15 protein-coding genes are annotated in these 17,093 nt (G+C 69.4%); 13 read left to right on the forward strand and 2 right to left on the reverse strand.

The window, feature by feature from the left end; translation table 11 throughout:
• Positions 1-18: 18 nt before the first annotated feature.
• Positions 19-1,104, reverse strand: coding sequence for a tetratricopeptide repeat protein (locus NVS89_RS03180; RefSeq protein ID WP_258731032.1), 1,086 nt, complete (start codon positions 1,102-1,104; stop codon positions 19-21).
• Between the two features lie 804 nt (positions 1,105-1,908).
• Here NVS89_RS03180 and NVS89_RS03185 point away from each other — a divergent pair.
• On the forward strand, positions 1,909-5,919 hold the full coding sequence (locus NVS89_RS03185; RefSeq protein WP_258731033.1) for an HlyD family secretion protein: 4,011 nt from the start codon (positions 1,909-1,911) through the stop codon (positions 5,917-5,919).
• On the forward strand, positions 5,919-6,713 hold the full coding sequence (locus tag NVS89_RS03190; protein WP_258731034.1) for a sulfotransferase: 795 nt from the start codon (positions 5,919-5,921) through the stop codon (positions 6,711-6,713). The genes NVS89_RS03185 and NVS89_RS03190 overlap by 1 nt, the downstream gene beginning before the upstream one ends.
• Before the next feature lie 71 nt (positions 6,714-6,784).
• Here NVS89_RS03190 and NVS89_RS03195 read toward each other — a convergent pair whose 3' ends face one another.
• The gene (locus NVS89_RS03195) at positions 6,785-7,237 is read right to left on the reverse strand and encodes a hypothetical protein (protein WP_258731035.1); all 453 of its coding nucleotides are present in this window, start codon (positions 7,235-7,237) and stop codon (positions 6,785-6,787) included.
• Positions 7,238-7,519: 282 nt separating this feature from the next.
• On the opposite strand from NVS89_RS03195, the gene NVS89_RS03200 reads away from it, so the two are divergent.
• The 11 genes from NVS89_RS03200 (at position 7,520) to NVS89_RS03250 (ending at position 17,016) form a co-directional block, all read left to right on the forward strand.
• Positions 7,520-9,085, forward strand: a complete 1,566-nt coding sequence (locus NVS89_RS03200) for an alkaline phosphatase family protein (protein WP_258731519.1) — start codon at positions 7,520-7,522, stop codon at positions 9,083-9,085.
• A 66-nt stretch (positions 9,086-9,151) separates the two neighbouring features.
• Positions 9,152-10,111, forward strand: coding sequence for an alpha/beta fold hydrolase (locus tag NVS89_RS03205; RefSeq protein ID WP_258731036.1), 960 nt, complete (start codon positions 9,152-9,154; stop codon positions 10,109-10,111).
• 1 nt (position 10,112) lies between these two features.
• Positions 10,113-10,880, forward strand: coding sequence for an SDR family oxidoreductase (locus tag NVS89_RS03210; protein ID WP_258731037.1), 768 nt, complete (start codon positions 10,113-10,115; stop codon positions 10,878-10,880).
• Positions 10,881-10,899: 19 nt separating this feature from the next.
• Positions 10,900-11,676: an SDR family oxidoreductase gene (locus NVS89_RS03215; RefSeq protein WP_258731038.1), complete on the forward strand. Its 777-nt coding sequence runs from the start codon at positions 10,900-10,902 to the stop codon at positions 11,674-11,676.
• Positions 11,676-13,178, forward strand: coding sequence for a hypothetical protein (locus tag NVS89_RS03220; protein WP_258731039.1), 1,503 nt, complete (start codon positions 11,676-11,678; stop codon positions 13,176-13,178). Before NVS89_RS03215 ends, NVS89_RS03220 begins: the two co-directional genes overlap by 1 nt.
• Entirely contained in the window at positions 13,178-14,143 is a 966-nt protein-coding gene (locus NVS89_RS03225) for a CE1 family esterase (protein ID WP_258731040.1), read from the forward strand. The genes NVS89_RS03220 and NVS89_RS03225 overlap by 1 nt, the downstream gene beginning before the upstream one ends.
• A 15-nt stretch (positions 14,144-14,158) precedes the next feature.
• The gene (locus NVS89_RS03230; RefSeq protein WP_258731041.1) at positions 14,159-15,040 is read left to right on the forward strand and encodes a class I SAM-dependent methyltransferase; all 882 of its coding nucleotides are present in this window, start codon (positions 14,159-14,161) and stop codon (positions 15,038-15,040) included.
• A 449-nt stretch (positions 15,041-15,489) separates the two neighbouring features.
• Positions 15,490-15,834 (forward strand): hypothetical protein, encoded by a 345-nt coding sequence (locus tag NVS89_RS03235; RefSeq protein ID WP_258731042.1) that lies wholly within the window; start codon positions 15,490-15,492, stop codon positions 15,832-15,834.
• Entirely contained in the window at positions 15,818-16,309 is a 492-nt protein-coding gene (locus NVS89_RS03240) for an ElyC/SanA/YdcF family protein (RefSeq protein ID WP_258731043.1), read from the forward strand. The genes NVS89_RS03235 and NVS89_RS03240 overlap by 17 nt, the downstream gene beginning before the upstream one ends.
• Positions 16,290-16,583, forward strand: a complete 294-nt coding sequence (locus NVS89_RS03245) for a hypothetical protein (RefSeq protein WP_258731044.1) — start codon at positions 16,290-16,292, stop codon at positions 16,581-16,583. Before NVS89_RS03240 ends, NVS89_RS03245 begins: the two co-directional genes overlap by 20 nt.
• A gap of 172 nt (positions 16,584-16,755) precedes the next feature.
• Positions 16,756-17,016 (forward strand): cysteine rich repeat-containing protein, encoded by a 261-nt coding sequence (locus tag NVS89_RS03250; protein ID WP_258731045.1) that lies wholly within the window; start codon positions 16,756-16,758, stop codon positions 17,014-17,016.
• Positions 17,017-17,093: the final 77 nt, after the last annotated feature.

Consider the following 17,093-nt stretch of genomic DNA (forward strand, 5'->3'; position numbering starts at 1 on the left):
GATACCGGGTCCGATCCGTCATTGTCCGCGGCGCGCGAACAGGGCGCGGCGGCCGCGCGACGGCCGCCCCTCGCGAATGTTCGGCCGCGCCTCGGGATTGGTCTGCATTTCATCCTTGATGCCGATGAAACAGGCCTGGAATTTCCTGGCGAGTTCCTCGTCGCCGTCCGCGCTCTCCATCAGGGCGGCGATCTCGACGTTCTTTTCCAGCAGGTCGGGAAGGTTGAACACGGCGGCCCGGTATTCCTCGACCGCGTAGCCGTAACGGCCGAGCACGGTGTAGATGTCGGCGATGCGCTTGTGCACCATGCCGACGCGGCGATGCTTGCGCGTCAGTTCGCCCAGCACCGCCAGCGCCTCCTGATGCTGGCCGAGTGCGACGTGGCAGTCCGCGATCTGCAGCGACGCCATCATCAGCTTGGGATTGTGCTCCAGCGCCAGCTTGAAGGCGCTGATGGCGGCCGCGAACCGGCCGAGCGCCATCAGCGCACCGCCGAGCGCGTAGGTGATGACCGAGTTGTCCGGTGAGAGCTCGCTCGCCTCTTCCAGAAGCTGGCGCGCGAGATCGTATTTCTTCTCGCGCAGCGCCTGCCGGCCGAGCTTGTAGAGCGCGATCGAGCTGTCCGGCTTGATGTCGAGCAGCCGCTCCAGCTCCTCGCGGGCCTCCTCGCTCCGGCCCTGCTTCTCGTAGAGGTCCGCCAGCATCACGCGCACCGGCACCTGCTGCGGGTTGAAGGCCAGCGATTCCTTGAGGCGCTGCTCGGCCTCGTCGAATTCCGAGCGGTCCTTGTGCAGCCGGCTGAGCCGCATCTGGCCGAGCGCCAGCGAGGGCGCGATCTCGCCGACCTCCTCATACTCCTCCATCGCGCCGACAGTATCGCCGAGCTTGGCCCGGCACTCGGCGCTGAACAGCAGCGCGATCTTCTGCTTGGGATCGATGTCCAGCGCGGCCTGGAAGTGTTCGAGCGCGGACGCGTAGTCCTTTTCCATGAAATAGGCCCGGCCGAGGCCCACATAGGCCGACGCCTCGCCCGGGCGCCGCTTCACCAGTTCCTCGAACAGCACTCGCGCGCCGGCGGCATCGCCGCTCTTCAGTGCGGCCACCGCGCCCTGGATTTCAGACCGACCGCCCGCGCCCGCCGCGCGGCGCCCACTTCGCGCCCCGACCATTTCCACACACCCCACCCCGTCACGTATTGGTGGAGTTTGACCACCGCCCCCTACGTGACCTACATTCCGCAATGCAACATGAAGCCTACTTCTTCAGTATTTCGCTGACAAGAGTGACCAGCGCGAATCTTCCGCTTTCGCAAGTGGTCGCGACCTCGATCCCTATACTGGGGCACCGGCGGCGGCCAGACCGTTGTTTGGAATAATATTCCCGACCACTACTCGTTGATATAAACGACTTGACTGCACTTTCGGATGACCGCAAAGGTGCGAACGTACTCAATATAAATAATATTTTTCAATTTGAGTATACGACATGACGCAACGACGGGGCGCGCGCCTGCCGGCTTGCAATTCACGTAGCAGTGCCAAAGTGTTGGGCGCAGCGAAAGCCTACCTGCCCGCCTCGCGGGCAAATCCTGTGCTTCCGGTTGCTTTTCTGCAATATAATACCGGAGCAACGACCAATAAGTGGCGCCGCAGGCGGCGGCCGCCGAGGCCTGGAAGCGCAGCCGCTCATTCGCTCGGGCCCGGCGCGCCGGCTATTTACGCCGGACAAGAGACTGCTGCGCTCTTGATGTCATCAAATCGCTGGACGATGTTTCCTGAATCTGGGTTGATGGCTGACGTCGATGATTGGAAGTGACAGTTCCGTCATGCGCGGGCCGGCGCGGCGGGCGTCCCGCTCCTCCGGGAACGGGCCCGCGCCTGGGTTGAACCGGAGCAACGTGCATCGTCATGATTGACGTCTCCCGAAGCCCCCGCTCCTCCGAACGATGGCTGCGCGCCGACCTCGCGATCCGGCGCGACGAAGCGCTCGGCGTCGCTTGGGTGCGCGATCCTTCGACCGGCGCCGAGACCATGTTCGAGGGACCGGACTTCTACGTCCTCGACCTGTTCGACGAGACCCGCCGCACCGGCGCAGACAGGAGCCATCGCGAGCGGTTCGGCCGCGACATCGACCTGCTGGCGCGCAAGACGATGCAGCGGCGCCTGCGCAATGCCGGCCTGCTGAACGGCGCCGACGCCGCGCAAGTTGCCCCCCCTGCCGCCGCGACCCGGGCCGCTATTCCGAAGGCCCGCGTTGCGCCGGCGCCGGCCAGCGCGTCGCCCGCCAATGCAACGCCGCCCGCGGCGACCGCGACCCGCCCCAGCATGCGCGTCGCCCCGCGCACGCCGCTGCGCAGCCGCGACGCCGCGCCCGCACCGGCCGGCACGCGCCCGGCGGACCGCAAGCCCGCACCGCAGGGCCCTGCACCCGCCAGGAATCCCGTGCCTTCGCCGGCAAAGAATGAGGCTGCCCGGACGCGAACCAGCGCGCGCATCAACCCGCGCCAGCGCCGGCTTGCCGGAGACAGCGCGGCGCCGGTCGCCGGGCCACAGCCAGCACCGCCGGCTTCTCCTCCTGCGCCACAGGCCAAGCCTGCGCCCGCGCCGGCGATCGACCGCGCCGCGTTGCTCGAAGCGCTGAACGATTTCGAAGAGATCATCCGCCGTCCCGCCTCGCCCCGGGAGCCGCCCGCTTCTGAGGCTCCGGCACCCGAGGAGGCTCCACCGCAGGACGCCCCGCCGCAGACGCCGGCCGTGTCGCATGAAGCGATGTTCGAGGCGCTGAACGACTTCGACGAGACCATCCGACGCCCCGACCCGCCGCCGGAACCCTCGGCGGACTCTCTCCCACCCGACGAGCCTTCGCCGCAGGACGCCCCGCCGCAGGCACTCGCCACCTCGCATGAGGCGATGTTCGAGGCTCTGAACGACTTCGACGAGACCATCCGTCGCCCTGATGCGCCGCCTTCCGGCGAGGACAGCCCTTGGCAGGCAAGGGACCTCGCCCCATACGACCCGGCGCCCGAACCGGCGATGGAGTCGACTCCGGTCACCGATGAACCTTCCGGTCCCGAGGCGTCGGGAAGCGAGGCCGGGAGAGCGGGCGCAGCCGACGAGGCCCCCCGGGCGGCCGATCCGCCAGGCCCGCCGGACCCGCCCGGCATCGACGCGACATCCGCCGACGGTACCGGGCCGGCAATGGATATGGTCGCAACCGCCACTCCTGCGACGGCTTCCCCCTCATCGGCCGGACATGGCGACGCGACGCTGGCGGAGGCGCGGCGGGCGGGACCGAACTCTCCGGCCCCGAAGAGCGGGCGCCGGACGCGGCCGGCGACCAGCGCCGAGCGCCTTGCGGGCAAGCAGGCGGGCCGGGCCGGGCGGCACGAACGCAAGGTCTCGGACGCGCCTGCGCGGCGTACCGCGCCCACCGTCCTGCCGGCGAGCGAGCGCCTCGCCCTGCCGGCCCCCACCTCTTCCTCCACGCAAAGCCGCGGCAAGGACGATGCCGCCGAACCGGCGTCCCCCCAGGCGGCGATGCGTTCGGTGGTCGAGGAATCGGTCGCCGCGCCAGCCTTCGATGCCGACCTGTTCCTCGGCGACATGGATGACGAGCTGTTCGGCGGCACGTCGGCGCGCCACGGCGCGAAGCCCGGCGGGCGCGGCCGCGGTGAGGGCGCGGCCGGCGAAGCCAGGCATGCCGGAGGCGGGGGGCGCGGCTTCGGTGGAGGCGGGTTCGCGGGCGGTGGCGGCTTCGCCGGCCGCTTCGGCGGCGGCGGCGGGCTTGGCGGTGGCGGCGGCTTCGGAGGCGGCGGCCCCGGCGGCGGCGGCTTCGGAGGCGGTGGAGGCCTTGGAGGCGGCGGCGGTCTGGGCGGGGCGATGGGTGCCGGCGGCGGGCGCGAGGCGCTGTTCGCGGCGCTCGCCGGCCGCGGGCGCGGCGGCGGCGAGGCCGAGCGCGCGCCGTCCGACCGGGTGTCGCTGTTCAACCCGAAATATCTCTTCGCCCTGCTGGCCGTGCTGTTCTGGCCGATGCGCTACCTGCACTGGCTGCTGTGGCCGACGGTGGTGTTCGCCGGCATGGTGGTGTTCCAGAAATGGACGCTGTTCTCGGCCGACCTTCAGGCCATCACCTGGACCTGGTCGACCATCGCCAGCATGCTGGTCAGCTTCCTGATCGTGAACTCCACCGCCCGCATGACGCAGGGCACGGTGATCCAGAACGCGGGCGGCGAGGTGAAGCAGTTCGGCATCGTGGTCGAGCTCGGCATCCTGCCGCGCTTCTTCGTCGACAAGTCGGCGATCCCGACGCTCGACCGCAGCGGCCAGCTCTGGGCCTATGGCGCCCCGCTTGCCGCCCGCCTGTGGATGTTCTCCGGCGGCACGGTGCTGTGGAGCATGCTGCACGAGAACGGCACCACCTTCTCCGGCTATGCGCTGGTGGTGGCCCAGGCGGCGCTGATGGAATTCCTCATCATCGCCTTCCCGCTGATGCCCGCCGACGGCATGAACTGGCTGACCGTCTGGTTCGGCGATCCCAACCTCAAGAAGAAGGCCCTCGCCTCGCTGCGCAACTGGCTCACCGGCCGGCCGCGCCCGATGCTGGTCAAGCCGGAGGAGGAGACCGCGCTGATCCTGTTCGGCATCGGCGCGGTGCTGTGCTCGCTGCTGTTCGTGGGCACGCTGCTGACCTATTTCGCCATCGTGCTGGAGGTGGAGGTCGGCGGCGCGGGCATGGGCATCTTCCTGCTGCTCTGCCTCTCCTGCCTGATCTGGTTCATCGCCATGCTGACCCGCGACCACCGCACGTCGTGGGTGCCGATGCCTGCGGGCGAGGTCGCCGCGCCGGCCGGCAAGCCGGGCCAGGCCGCCGCCCCCGCCAAGCCGCGCACCAACGTCGCCGCCTGGGGGCGGGTGTTCTGGGCCATCGTCTGCGTGTTCCTGCTGGCGGTCGCCTTCCTGCCTTACGAATACGAGGCGTCCGGCTCCTTCAACATCCTGCCGATCGCCGAGAACCAGGCCAATGCCCGCACCGACGGCGAGATCGTCAAGGTGATGGTGCGCGAGGGCGACTGGGTGACGGAGGGCGAGGTGCTGGGCAAGCTCTCCTCCTGGGACCAGGAGCACGAGGTGGCGATCACCCGCGCCCGCCTCGACGAGGCGAAGGCCAAGCTCCAGCAGTTGGTTGAGGGCGCCAAGGCCGAGCAGGTCGAGGTCGCCGAGAAGGAGGTCGCCTCGCAGCGCGCCAGCGTCGCCTTCTCCGAGGCGGAGATGAAGCGGCAGGCCGAGCTCGAGAAGACCGGCACCGCCTCGCCCGCCGCCTATGAGCGCGCCAAGTCGCGCTACGACAGCGACGTCGCCAAGCTCAACGTCGCCATCGCCAGCCTCGACCTCGTGCGCAGCGCCGCCACCCAGAGCGAGATCGACGCCCGCAAGGCCGATGTCGACCGCCTGTCCGCCGAGTTCAAATACCGCGAGGATTTGCTGGAGCGCACCGATATCCGGGCGCCGGCCGACGGGCGCGTGGTCACGCCCAATCTCCACCTGCTGGTCGGCAAGTGGCTGAGGTCGGGCGACGCGCTGCTCGAGACCGAGGACATGCGCACGGTCGATGCCGAGATCGACCTGCCCGAGGCCGACATCTCGCTGATCCAGCCCGGCGACAACGTACGCATCAAGGCCTGGGGCTACAGCGACACGCCGATCCTCGGCAAGGTCGTCTCCATCGCCCCCGCGGCCTCGAAGCGCAGCTACGGCATGGTGGTGCGCGTCAAGGCAACCATCCCGAACGGGAATGGCGCGCTGAAATCGGGCATGACAGGCTATGCGAAGGTCGACGGCGCGCGGATGATGACCTGGCAGGCCTTCCTGCGCTTCATCGTGCGCTTCTTCCAGGTCGAGGTCTGGTCGTGGATACCGTGATGAGCGAGACCATCGCCGCCACCGCGCAGCAACGGACGCAGCCCGTGCAGGACAGTGCCCAGCCCATCTTCGTCCTCGGCGCCGCCGCCGGCGGGCGCCATGCCCTGATCGGCGCGATGCTCGGCCAGCACCCGGCCTGCTTCGGCATGCCCGAGCTCAACCTGCTGGTTGGCGACAATCTGGAAGAGGTCGCGTTCCGGCTGAACCAGCCGCACAACGCCCAGTTCCATGGCCTGCTGCGCGCCGCCGCCTACCTGCTGAGCGGCGAGCAGAGCATGGACGCGGTGGCGATGGCCCGCCGCTGGATGATCCGGCGCATGTCGCTGCCGACCTGGCGCATCTTCGAGGAGCTGCGGGTGAAGGTGGCGCCGCGGCGCATGGTCGACCCCAGCCGCGCCTATTCGCTCAAGCTGGACGCGCTGAAGGTGATCCAGCGGTCCTATCCCGGCGCCAGCGTGGTCCGGCTGGTCGCGCCGGCGGCGGAGCGTGGCGGGCGCGAGTCCGCCGGCGGGCAGAAGCGCCAGGGCGCCCTCGCCCGCTTCTTCGAGGCGCTGCCGGACGGCCAGCTCGCCGAGCTCTCCGTAGAAGGTTTCGAGCAGGCGCCCCGCACCACGCTGCGCAAGCTGTGCGCCGCGCTGGCGCTGCCCTGCGACGACGCCGCGCTCGACGCGATGATGCAACCGCAGAACTCGCCCTTCGCCGGGCTCGGGCCTGCCGGGGCCAATCTCGGCAACGACCCGGCGTTCCTCGCCAATCCGGCCTTCCGCTCGCCGCTGGAGCGGCGGTCCGCCTAGCGATGCAACGGCGCAGGGTTATGGGCGTGCCAGCCTTCTGCGCTCCAGCCCTGCGACTTGCCTTTTGCGCGTCAGTTCCCGGCCTTCTGCCGGCTGCGCAGCAGGGCGGCCTCCAGCATGTCGATCTCCTCGACCAGCACCTTGGAGAGTGCGGTGAGCATGCCGACCCGGTGGCGTAGATCCGCCATGTGGCTCTCGATCTCCTCCGGCGTGCTGGAACTGTCCAGCGTCGCCGTGCTGAGGTCCATCTCCAGCGAGCTGTGCAGGAAGTCCTGCAGATGCATCATCTGCTGCATCTTCTCGCTGTTGGCGTTGTTGACCGGGATCACGTCCTCGATCACCGCGGGCGCGGGGGGCGGCATCGGCGCGCGCCGGTGCCGGGCCGCCGGGGCGGGCACCGCCTCGGAGAGGCCGGCCGCCGGGATGCGGGGCCGGGAGGGGCGGGCGTCGTGCGTGCCGGCCGATGTCGGGGCAGCGGGCGTCGCGGCCCCGCTCGTCCCGTTCGCCTCGCGTGGCCCGTTCATGCAAGTCACCTCGTATCTGGCGGCCGCGGCATCGATCTTGCCTGCGAAATCCGCGTCGCCGTAACGCGCCGATTCCGTCGTGAAACGCCTCGACGCATCATGCTAGCTTAAGGGCAGGGGCCGCGCACGCACAGCCTTTCCATCCATTTGAGGCAATGATAGGCTCTCGCAGCTGCGAAAAGAAGACGTTTCTAGTTGCCGTTTGATGTAACGGGAACAGTTCGAATTACCGTGTATCGCGCCGGGGGCGGCGGTGGAGGGTGCGATTCGATGAAAGTCTTGATGATCGGGCTCGACGGAGCCACCTTTACGTTGCTCGACCCCCTGATTCAACAGGGAATCATGCCCTTCCTGGGGTCAATTCTTGAGAATGGCGTGCGGGCCAATCTCATGTCGACGCGCAATCCCCTGACGCCGCCGGCCTGGACCTCGATGGTGTCCGGCCGCCGTCCCGAGGCGCACGGCATCTACGACTTCCTGCGCCCGATCACGATGCGCGACGGGGGCGTGTTCCTCAAGATCAACGATTTCCGCGACAACCACTGCGAGACGCTGTGGTCGATCGTCAATCGCCGCGGCAAGCGGGCCACCAGCCTGAACTTCTACGGCATGTCGCCGGCGCCAGCGATCGACGGCTACGTCATCTCCGGCTTCGTGCCCTGGAGGCACCTGCGGCACGGCATCCACCCGAAGAGCCTGTTCGACACGGTCCGCTCCATGGACAAGTTCGACTATCGCGACCTCGGCATGGATATCGGCGAGGAGAAGAAGTGCGTGCAGGGCCTGCACGAGGGCGAGCACGTCGAGTGGATCGAGCTGCAGGACCGGCGCGATTCCGCCTGGGCCGAGATGACGAGCTACATCCTGTCCACCGACCCGACCGACCTCACCGCTGTCGTGCTCGACGGGCCGGACAAGGTGCAGCACCTGTTCTGGCGCTTCGTCGACCCGGAGCTGGTGAAGAAGGACGGCGACGCCTGGTACCAGCAGATCCGCGAGCTGTGCCTCGGCTTCTACCGCAAGCTCGACGAGAACATCCGCAAGATGGTCGAGGCGGCGGGGCCGGACACCGACGTCATCCTTACCTCCGACCACGGCTTCGGCCCGACCACCGAGATCTTCTACGTGAACGAGTGGCTGTCGCGGAACGGCTACCTGACCTGGTCCAACACGGCGGCCGACGACGCGCTCGGCCAGCTCACCGCCGAGAAGATCCGCGACCATCTCGGCATGATCCAGTGGCAGGCCACCACCGCCTTCTGCCCCACCCCCTCCAGCAACGCGATCTACATCAAGAAGGATCTCGGCTCCGGCTCGGGCGTGAAGGAGGAGGACTATCTCGACTTCGCCATGAAGCTGCAGCGCGAGCTGCTCGAGATCCGCGACCCGGTCAACGGCGAGAAGATCGTGCTCGGCGCCGATCTCAACAAGCTGCGCGGCACCAGCTATGTCGAGCCCTGCCCCGACATCACGCTGCGCCTGCGCGACGGCGGCTTCGTCTCGATCCTCAAGGCGCGCGAGATCATCGCCCAGCGCGAGGAAGCCGACGGCACCCACCGCCCGGCCGGCATCTTCGTCGGCTACGGGCCGAGCTTCCGCAAGGGCGCGCGGGTCGAGGACTTCAGCCTGCTCGACATCGCCCCGCTGATCCTCACCCTGATGGGCCTGCCGGTGCCCAGCGACCTCGACGGCCAGGTGCCGCAGGCCGCCCTCGCCGATACCCGCGAGGCGGTGATCGGCGGCGCGACGCAGGCGGCCGGCACCAGCGAGGACGACCGCGAGGAGCCGAGCGAAGAGGAGCGCGAGGCCCTGATGAAGCAGCTCAAGATCCTCGGCTACATGGACTGACCGCGTTGCCGGGCGTGCGGGGCCGCCCGGCTCCGCAGGCCGGCGCCGGCCTTTGGAACCCCTTCCATGCCGATGCTCGCCCTCAACGACCTGGAGGTCCATTACCAGCGCCTCGGCGCGGGCGAGGACGTCATCCTGATCCATGGTCTCGGTGCCAATCTCGCCTTCTGGTATCTCGGCGGCGGGCGCCACCTCGCCGCGAGCCGGCACCTGCTGCTCTACGACCTGCGCGGCCATGGCCGCTCCTCCATGCCGCCCAGCAGCTACCGGCTGCCGAGCATGGTGGCGGACCTCAGCGCGCTGATGAGCCATCTCGGCCTCGCCCAGGCGCACATCGTCGGCCACAGCTTCGGCGGGCGCGTCGCGCTGGCCTTCGCCGGGCTGCACCCGGACAAGGTGCGCAGCCTCGTGGTCGCCGACACGCAGATCCGCGCCTTCCAGCCGCCCATGCGCCTGCGCGACTGGCCGCACTGGAAGAGCTGGAAGGAGGAGCTGATGGCACTCGGCCTCGAGGAGCCGCCGAGCGACGATTCCATCATCGACTTCCGCCTGCTGTCCGAGCTCAACAAATATGGCGGCGACCTCGCCGGCACCGGCACGGCGCGCACGCAGCGGCGCATCTCGCTGCGCTCGCGCGACATGGGCAATCGCGGCCGCGAGAACTGGCAGACCATGCTCGCCAGCACCACCGCCGGCGCCGAGTTCGAGGATGAGACACCGCTGGAGACCGACTTCTTCTCCCGCGTCACCGCCCCCACCCTGCTGCTGTTCGGCGCGCTGTCGCACTGCCTGCCGACCGCCTACGCCCTGCTCGACCACCTGCCGCGCTCGCGGCTGATCACGGTGCCGCGCGCCGGGCATTTCTTCCCGGTGGTCGAGCCGGTGCGCTTCGCCCGCGCCGTCGACCGCTTCCTCACCATCAACGAGAGGCGCGGCGAGCGCATCGCCCCGCCATCGCTCGAAAACCGGCGCGGCCGGCTGCGCGCCATTCTGCGCGGCGACGATCGCCCGGGCCGGAGCCACTGAGTTGCGGACCGGTCATGTCAGCCTCATCACCGGCGGCAGCAGCGGCATCGGCCGCGGCATCGCCGAGGAGCTCGCACGGCGGGGCGGCTCGGTTGCGATCGTCGGGCGCGACGCCGGGCGCCTCGAGGAGACGCTGGGCGCGCTGCGCGCCCTCGGCCCCGGCCGCCACGAGGCGCTCGCGCTCGATGTCGGCGACCCGGAAGCCTTCGGCGCGCTCGCGACGCTGATCGCCGGTTACGGCCGCGTCGACCTCATGCTCGCCGCGGCGGCACTGGGAGAGGGCCCGGCCGGCGGCGAACGCCTGCCGAAGGCGACGCGCGACCTGCCGCTCTCCACCTTCCAGCGCGTGATCGACATCAACCTGCACGGCGTGTTCCTGGCGGTGAAGGCGGTGCTGCCGGCGATGATCGAGCAGGGCGACGGCGACATCGCCGCGGTCAGCTCTTCCACCACCCCGCACGGGCTTGGCGGGCGGCCGATGGCGCCGGCCTATTGCAGCTCGAAATTCGCAATCGCCGCGCTGTTCGCCACGCTGGCGGAAGAGGTGGCCGAGCACGGCATCCGCGTGCACACGCTGTTCCCCGGGCCGGTCGAGACGCCGCTCATCGCCGACACCATGCTGCACGCCCCCTATGGCGGGCGCATCACGGCCGACAATTTCGCCACCGCCGTGCTCGGGGCGATCGAACTCAACCGCTCGGTAGTGTTTGCCGATCCCATTATCCTGCCGGTGCCGGTGGAGCGCGGGGCTCCTCCGGCCGCAAGCTGACGGTGCTTTGGAGAGTGCGATGACCGACCCGCTGAACGGCAAGACCGTGATCGTCACCGGCGCGACGGGCGGCATCGGCGGCGCCTGCGTGCGCGCGCTGTTCGCGCGCGGCGCGAACGTGACCTTGGTCGACCGCAGCCCGGAGCGCCTCGCCAGCCTCGCCGCCGAGGGCGGGGAGAGATCGCTGCCGCTGGCGCTGGACGTCGCGAGCGAGGAGGACATGGCGCGCATGGCGGCCGAGACGGTGGAACGCTTCGGCGCCGTCGACGTGCTCATCTGCGCCGCCGGCATCCTGCGCACCGGGGGCCAGCCGCGCATGGTGGCGGACACCAGCTTCGAGGAGTGGAAGACCATCCTCTCGGTGAACCTCACCGGCACCTTCCTCGCCAACCGCGCGGTGCTGGGGCAGATGACGAAGCAGGGCCGGGGCGACATCGTCAACGTGTCCTCCACCTCCGGCCGGCAGGGGCGCCCGTTCGACGCGCCCTACTGCGCCTCCAAGTTCGGCGTGGTCGGCTTTTCCGAATCCCTCGCCGAAGAGGTCGGGCGCATCGGCATCCGGGTGCAGACCCTGCTGCCGGACGCGGTCGACACGCCGCTGTGGGACCAGAGCGGCACCGCCGCCATCCGTCCGCGCGAGTTGCTGACGCCTGAGCGCGTCGCCGAGGTGATCCTCTATCTGATCACCCTGCCGCGCGACACCTACCTGCTCAACCCCACGCTCTATCCCTCGCGCCAGCGGGCCCGGCGCAAGCCGGCCTCCCCCGCCGCCGCCAATCGTGAAACGGTGAGCTGATGCTGGCCCCCGAATTCCCGCACGGACCCGCGCCGCTGCCGGGCCTGTCGCGCGCCGACTTCGCCTGCGTGGGCAAGGGCGGCCTCGGCGACGGGCACAACAACTACGCCCACTCCATGGAGTGGTTCAACGGCAAGCTCTATCTCGGCACCACGCGCTCGAACCTGTGCATGCTGCGCATGCAGTCCTCCTACTCCGACATTCCCTTCACCACCTGGCCGGTGGAATGCCCGGAGACGATGGACGAGCTCTACAAGCTCGACCGCCGCGCGCAGATCTGGTGCTACGACCCGGCGACGCAGGCGTGGGAGATGGTGTTCCGCGCGCCGATGGTGGACGGCATCGGCGGCGCCAAGGTGCCGCGCGAGATCGGCTACCGCTCGATGCAGATCTTCCAGGGCGCGCACGACCCCGCCCCCGCGCTCTATGTCTCGGCCTGGGCGCCGGGCCGGGCGCCGGGCGGGCTCATCATGCGCAGCTTCGACGGGCGCCATTTCGAGCAGGTCTCGCGCTACGGCATATTGGAGAACGCGCCGATCTCCACCACGCGCTGCCTCACCGCCTTCAAGGGCCGCATGTTCTTCTCGCCCACCGCGAAGCGCGGCACGGACGGGGCGCAGCAGAACACGACCGGCCTGCCGGTGGTGTTCGAATCCGCCGACCCCGCCTCCGACCTCTGGATCGAGGCGAGCGAGTTCGGCTTCGGCGACGCCGGCAATCTCGGCATCTTCACCCTGTGCGCGGAAGGCGACCGGCTCTATGCCGGCACCTTCAACCTCGACGGCTTCCAGGTCTGGGCCAGCGACTGCGAGGGCAAGCCGCCCTATCGCTGGACCCGGCTGATCGACAAGGGCGGCCATCGCGGCGCGCTCAACCAGGCGGTGGCCTCGATGACCGGCTTCAAAGGCGCGGTCTATGTCGGCTCCGGCATCCAGGGCGGAGGCTATGACCGCGTGAACGGCGTCGGACCGGCGGGATCGGAGCTGATCCGCATCAACCCGGACGATAGCTGGGACCTCATCGTCGGCGAGCCGCGCGATACGCCGGAGGGACGGCGCGAACCGCTCAGCCTGATGCGCTCGGGCTTCGGCAACCTGTTCAACGGCTATTTCTGGACGCTCACCGCGCATCAGGACTGGCTGTATCTGGGCACCTATGACTGGACCGTCACGCTGCGCTGGACCGAGGGCGACGCGGCGCCGGCGCGCGTGCAGCGCCTGTTCCAGATAATGACCCGCGAGCAACTCATCGCCCATGAGGGCGGCGCGGACCTGTGGCGCTCCAGCGACGGCGACAACTGGCTGCCGGTCACCCGCAAGGGCTTCGACAACCCGTATAATTTCGGCGTCCGCAACCTTGTGTCGTCGGAGGCGGGGCTGTTCGTGGGCATCGCCAACGTGTTCGGCCCCCGCGTCGCGGTGCGGCGCGGCGAGCGCTGGGAATATGAGGACAACCCGGACGGCGGGCTGGAGGTCTGGCTGGGCAGCAAGGTCGGGACCTGATGCGCGGCCACGTCATCCTCGTCCTGCTGCTGATCCTCGTCCTGTTCCTGTGGCTGCGCCGGCGCCAGCGCCTCGGCCGACCGATCCTCCTGCCCCGCTTCGGGCGCCGGCCGCACACGCTCGCCGTCCTCGTCGGAGGCACGAGGCGCGTTGCCCAGATCTACCGCCCGCGGGCCAGCGCCGGCGCGCCGCTGCTGCTGTGCTTCCATGGCGGGCTCGGCCGGATCGACCGCTTCGCGCGCGGCAGCGGGCTGGTGGACCGGGGGCTGGAGCGCGGCTGCGTGGTCGCCTTCCCCTCCGCGCCGACCGGCTGGGTCGACGGGAGGCCCGAGCTCGGGGAAAGCGCCGAGGACCTCGATTTCGTCGAGGCGCTGGTCGACAGGCTCGCCGCCGAGATGCACATCGACCGGGCGCGGGTGTTCGCCATCGGCGTCTCGAACGGGGGGATGTTCGTCGAGCGCCTCGCGGCCGAGCGCCCGCATCTGCTGGCGGGCGCGGCCGCCGTCATCGCCTCGGTGCCGGTGCGCATGGCGAGGCCGGTCGCCGACGGCCCGCCCCTGCCCTTCGTCCTCGTCTGCGACCGCAACGACCAGATCATGCCCTGGCATGGCGGGCAGATCCTGCGCGGGCAGAACCGGGGCCATGGCGGCGAGGTGATCCCGGTGGAGGACGCGCTGGCGCTGTGGGTCGAGCGCAACCGCGCGGTGCCCGCCGGCGCACCGCTGCGCATTCCCGGGCCCGACGGCCATTTCGCCGAGATGGTGGATTTCAGCCCCGGCCCGGGCGGCGCGCCGCTGCGCTTCGTCGCCGTCAGCGGCGAGGGCCACCGCTGGCCGCGCTGGCCGTCCGGGCGCGGCGCACGCGGCTTCGACGCCGGCGAGGTCGCGCTCGACTTTCTCGCCCAAGCCGCCGCGGACGCGCCCGGCACGGGCGGCCTCGACGATCCGCTATCCGCCAGAGCCTAGCCAGGGGGCAGTCTCATGAGCACGTCCATGGTCGACACGACCTACGAATCCTACGCCAACCTGCCCGAATACGTGTCGGTCAATCAGGTCCTCATCGACCAGATCGACCTTCAGGGCGTGCGCCGCGTGGCCGATCTCGCCTGCGGCACCGGCCTGCTCTCCGGGCTGCTGCTCGACCGGAAGCCGGGCCTCGCCATCTGCGGCGTCGACCTCGATCCCGAGCAGACCGGCATCGCCGCGCGCACCTTCGCCGCGCGCGGGCGCCTGCTGCCCGATCTCGACGCCTTTCGCGCCGAGGGGGCGCAGGGCGCCTGCTTCCTGACCCGGAGCGCGGACGAGCTGCCGCTCGCGGACGGCGAGGTCGATTTGGTGATGATCGGCAACGCCATCCACCTGATGCCCGACAAGGACAAGTTCCTCGCCGAAGTGGCCCGCATCCTGCGGCCCGGCGGCGCGTTCATCTTCAACTCGCTGTTCTATGTCGGCACCTTCCCGGAAGGCAGCGAGCCGGTCTACACCGAGTGGCTGAAGCAGTCCGCCATCATTCTCGACGAGAAGAACCGCGCCCGCATCGCGGCCGGCGAGCCGCCCATCCCGCGCAAGCGGGGCGGCGGCGGGCGGGCCTTCGCCAAGGGCTGGCTCTCGCCCGAGGGCTGGGCCGAGAAGGTGGAGGCGGCGGGCATGAGCGTCACCAGCGTCGGACGCAGCGAATCCGTCATCTCGCGCAGCGGGCTCCAGCTCATCGGGGCCTATGGCGGGCTCGCCGAGGTGCTGATGAGCGGCTATCCGGTCGACATCGCCGCCGCCTGCCTGTTCGAGGGCGTCGACCGCGCCTTCGACGAGATGGGCATCGAATCGGTACCAAGGTACTGGATGGAAATGAAGGCGCGGCGCTGACCCCGCCGCCGGCAACGCCCGCCACCCGTCCGGCGGCAGGCGCCTTCCTTTCAGTCAACGCGCTCCCACCGGCAAGCAGCGGGGGCGCTCGAGGACTTCGTGACACTTTTTCCGGGCTACGGCCAAAGAAAAGCCCAACGCTGAAACCGCGCCGACGTAGCGTGGCACCATTGGCGCGCTTTGTTTTCATCCTGCCGCGAAATTCTTCGAAGGCAGGGTGGCCGGCCGTTGCAGAGCCGGCTTGTCGAATACCGATCGGTACCTCTTTAGACGAATTCGCCGGCCCGGAAACTCTGCCGCAGCAGCTCCCGATTGCGCCGGTGGGACGAAATGCTAGAGTTTCCTCTGCGCCACCGGAACGCCCCGTGACGCCTGCGTTCGGACCGGAAGAGGGCGGAGCCTGCCCGATATTCGCTCTGCCCCGGCCGGTCTGACATCGGAGCATTCGCATGCGAGCGACGTTCCCGGCGTTCCTGCTCTCGGTCGTGCTGGCCATCACCTCGTCGCCCGGCGCGCACGCGCAGTCGGCGCCGCGCATCGAACTGCGTGCCGGCGGGCTCAATCACTGTTGCGACCTCTACGTCCCGCCCGGCCGCGGCGGGTTCACCTCGCCGGACGTCATCCGGCGCGTCAGCGGCTATCAGAGCCTACCGTGGCGCGAGGGGTTTATGGACGGCATCATGATCGGCACCGGGAATTTCGGCGCCGAGCAACCGGTGTGGAACGCGGGCGGCGGCTGCGCCTCAGCCATGCACAACAACGCGAACGAGCGCGCCCATGTGCACGCCGCGTGACGCTGCCGTTGGACTGGGCTGTGCACTCGCGGTTCGGCGGGGAGCGCGCATCGAATACGGCGCTCGCCGCTACCGCCGCGGCGTGGGAGTTTCCGAGGATTTTCAGGAAGCAGGCCGAGGGCTGGAAATGGCGGGCATCGTGACGGGGACCGACACCGGCCGCGACCCCACATACGACATCCAGCTCATGGCGGATGGCGGGACGCTGGTGGTCGCCTATCTCAACGCCGGCGACCGGGTGATCTCCGCCGAATACGACTACGACACCGGCGCCAACAGCTGGGCCCGAGCCCGCGCCAGCGCGGCGGATGTCACGCGGGATCGGAATGAAAGTTGCTTGCGCCAACCGAATGCTTCCGCAACCGTCGCCCGGGCACCGAGGCGGTCGGCGCGTATTGGGACTTGCCGCAACTGGCAGCGGGTGCCGGCGCGGCCTGATGGGGGGGTAATGGATCATGAGTCTTGCGACGCGTAGCGATGTCGAGGGGGCCGTCATAAATGTCGCCAACGACATGGTCGCCGGCTGGGATATCGAATTGCCGAACGGCATCAATGCCGAGACCCGGCTGATGGAGGACCTGTCCTTCGAGTCGATCGATGTCGTGCAGTTCGCGGTCGCCATCGAGCAGGCGGTCGACCGCAAGGGGCTGCCGTTCGAGAAGCTGTTCATGAAGGACGGCGAATATGTCGACGACGTTGAGCTGCGCGAGGTGAGCGAGTTCCTGTGCAGGGAGTTGGGCGTGCACTGAGCTGGGCGCGCACTGAACCGCTCGACATGCCGGCCGGATGAGGGCGCCCCCGGGGCGCCATCACGCGACCATAATCGATGCCCTGAATGACGCTGCGAGACCTTGCTGGCGGGCGCGGGAACCGGGCTCGCCTCTTCACGTTTCCTTTGCGTCACGACCGTTGGAGACCGCGATGAGGCATTCAGTCATGATCGGTGCGCTGCTGGGCGGCCTTGTTCTGGCCGGCTCCGCGTCGGCGCAGGACGCGATGTCGCCGGAGATGAAGCAGCTCTTCGTGCAGAACTGCCGTCAGGACCTCGCCACCTACTGCTCGGGCGTGCAACCCGGCAACGGCGCGGTCAAGGGCTGCATCCGCGACAATTTCCGCAGCTTTTCCCAGCCCTGCAAATCGGCGCTGCGGCAGATGATGGCGCAGCGCTCGCAGCAGCAATAGCGAGGCCGCCCGGGCGCTTCCGGATCGCCGCCACTCGCGGCGGCGATCGCGTGGGCGCGTGACGGCGGGAAGAGCGC

Source organism: Ancylobacter mangrovi (assembly GCF_024752355.1).
Lineage (GTDB): Bacteria > Pseudomonadota > Alphaproteobacteria > Rhizobiales > Xanthobacteraceae > Ancylobacter > Ancylobacter mangrovi.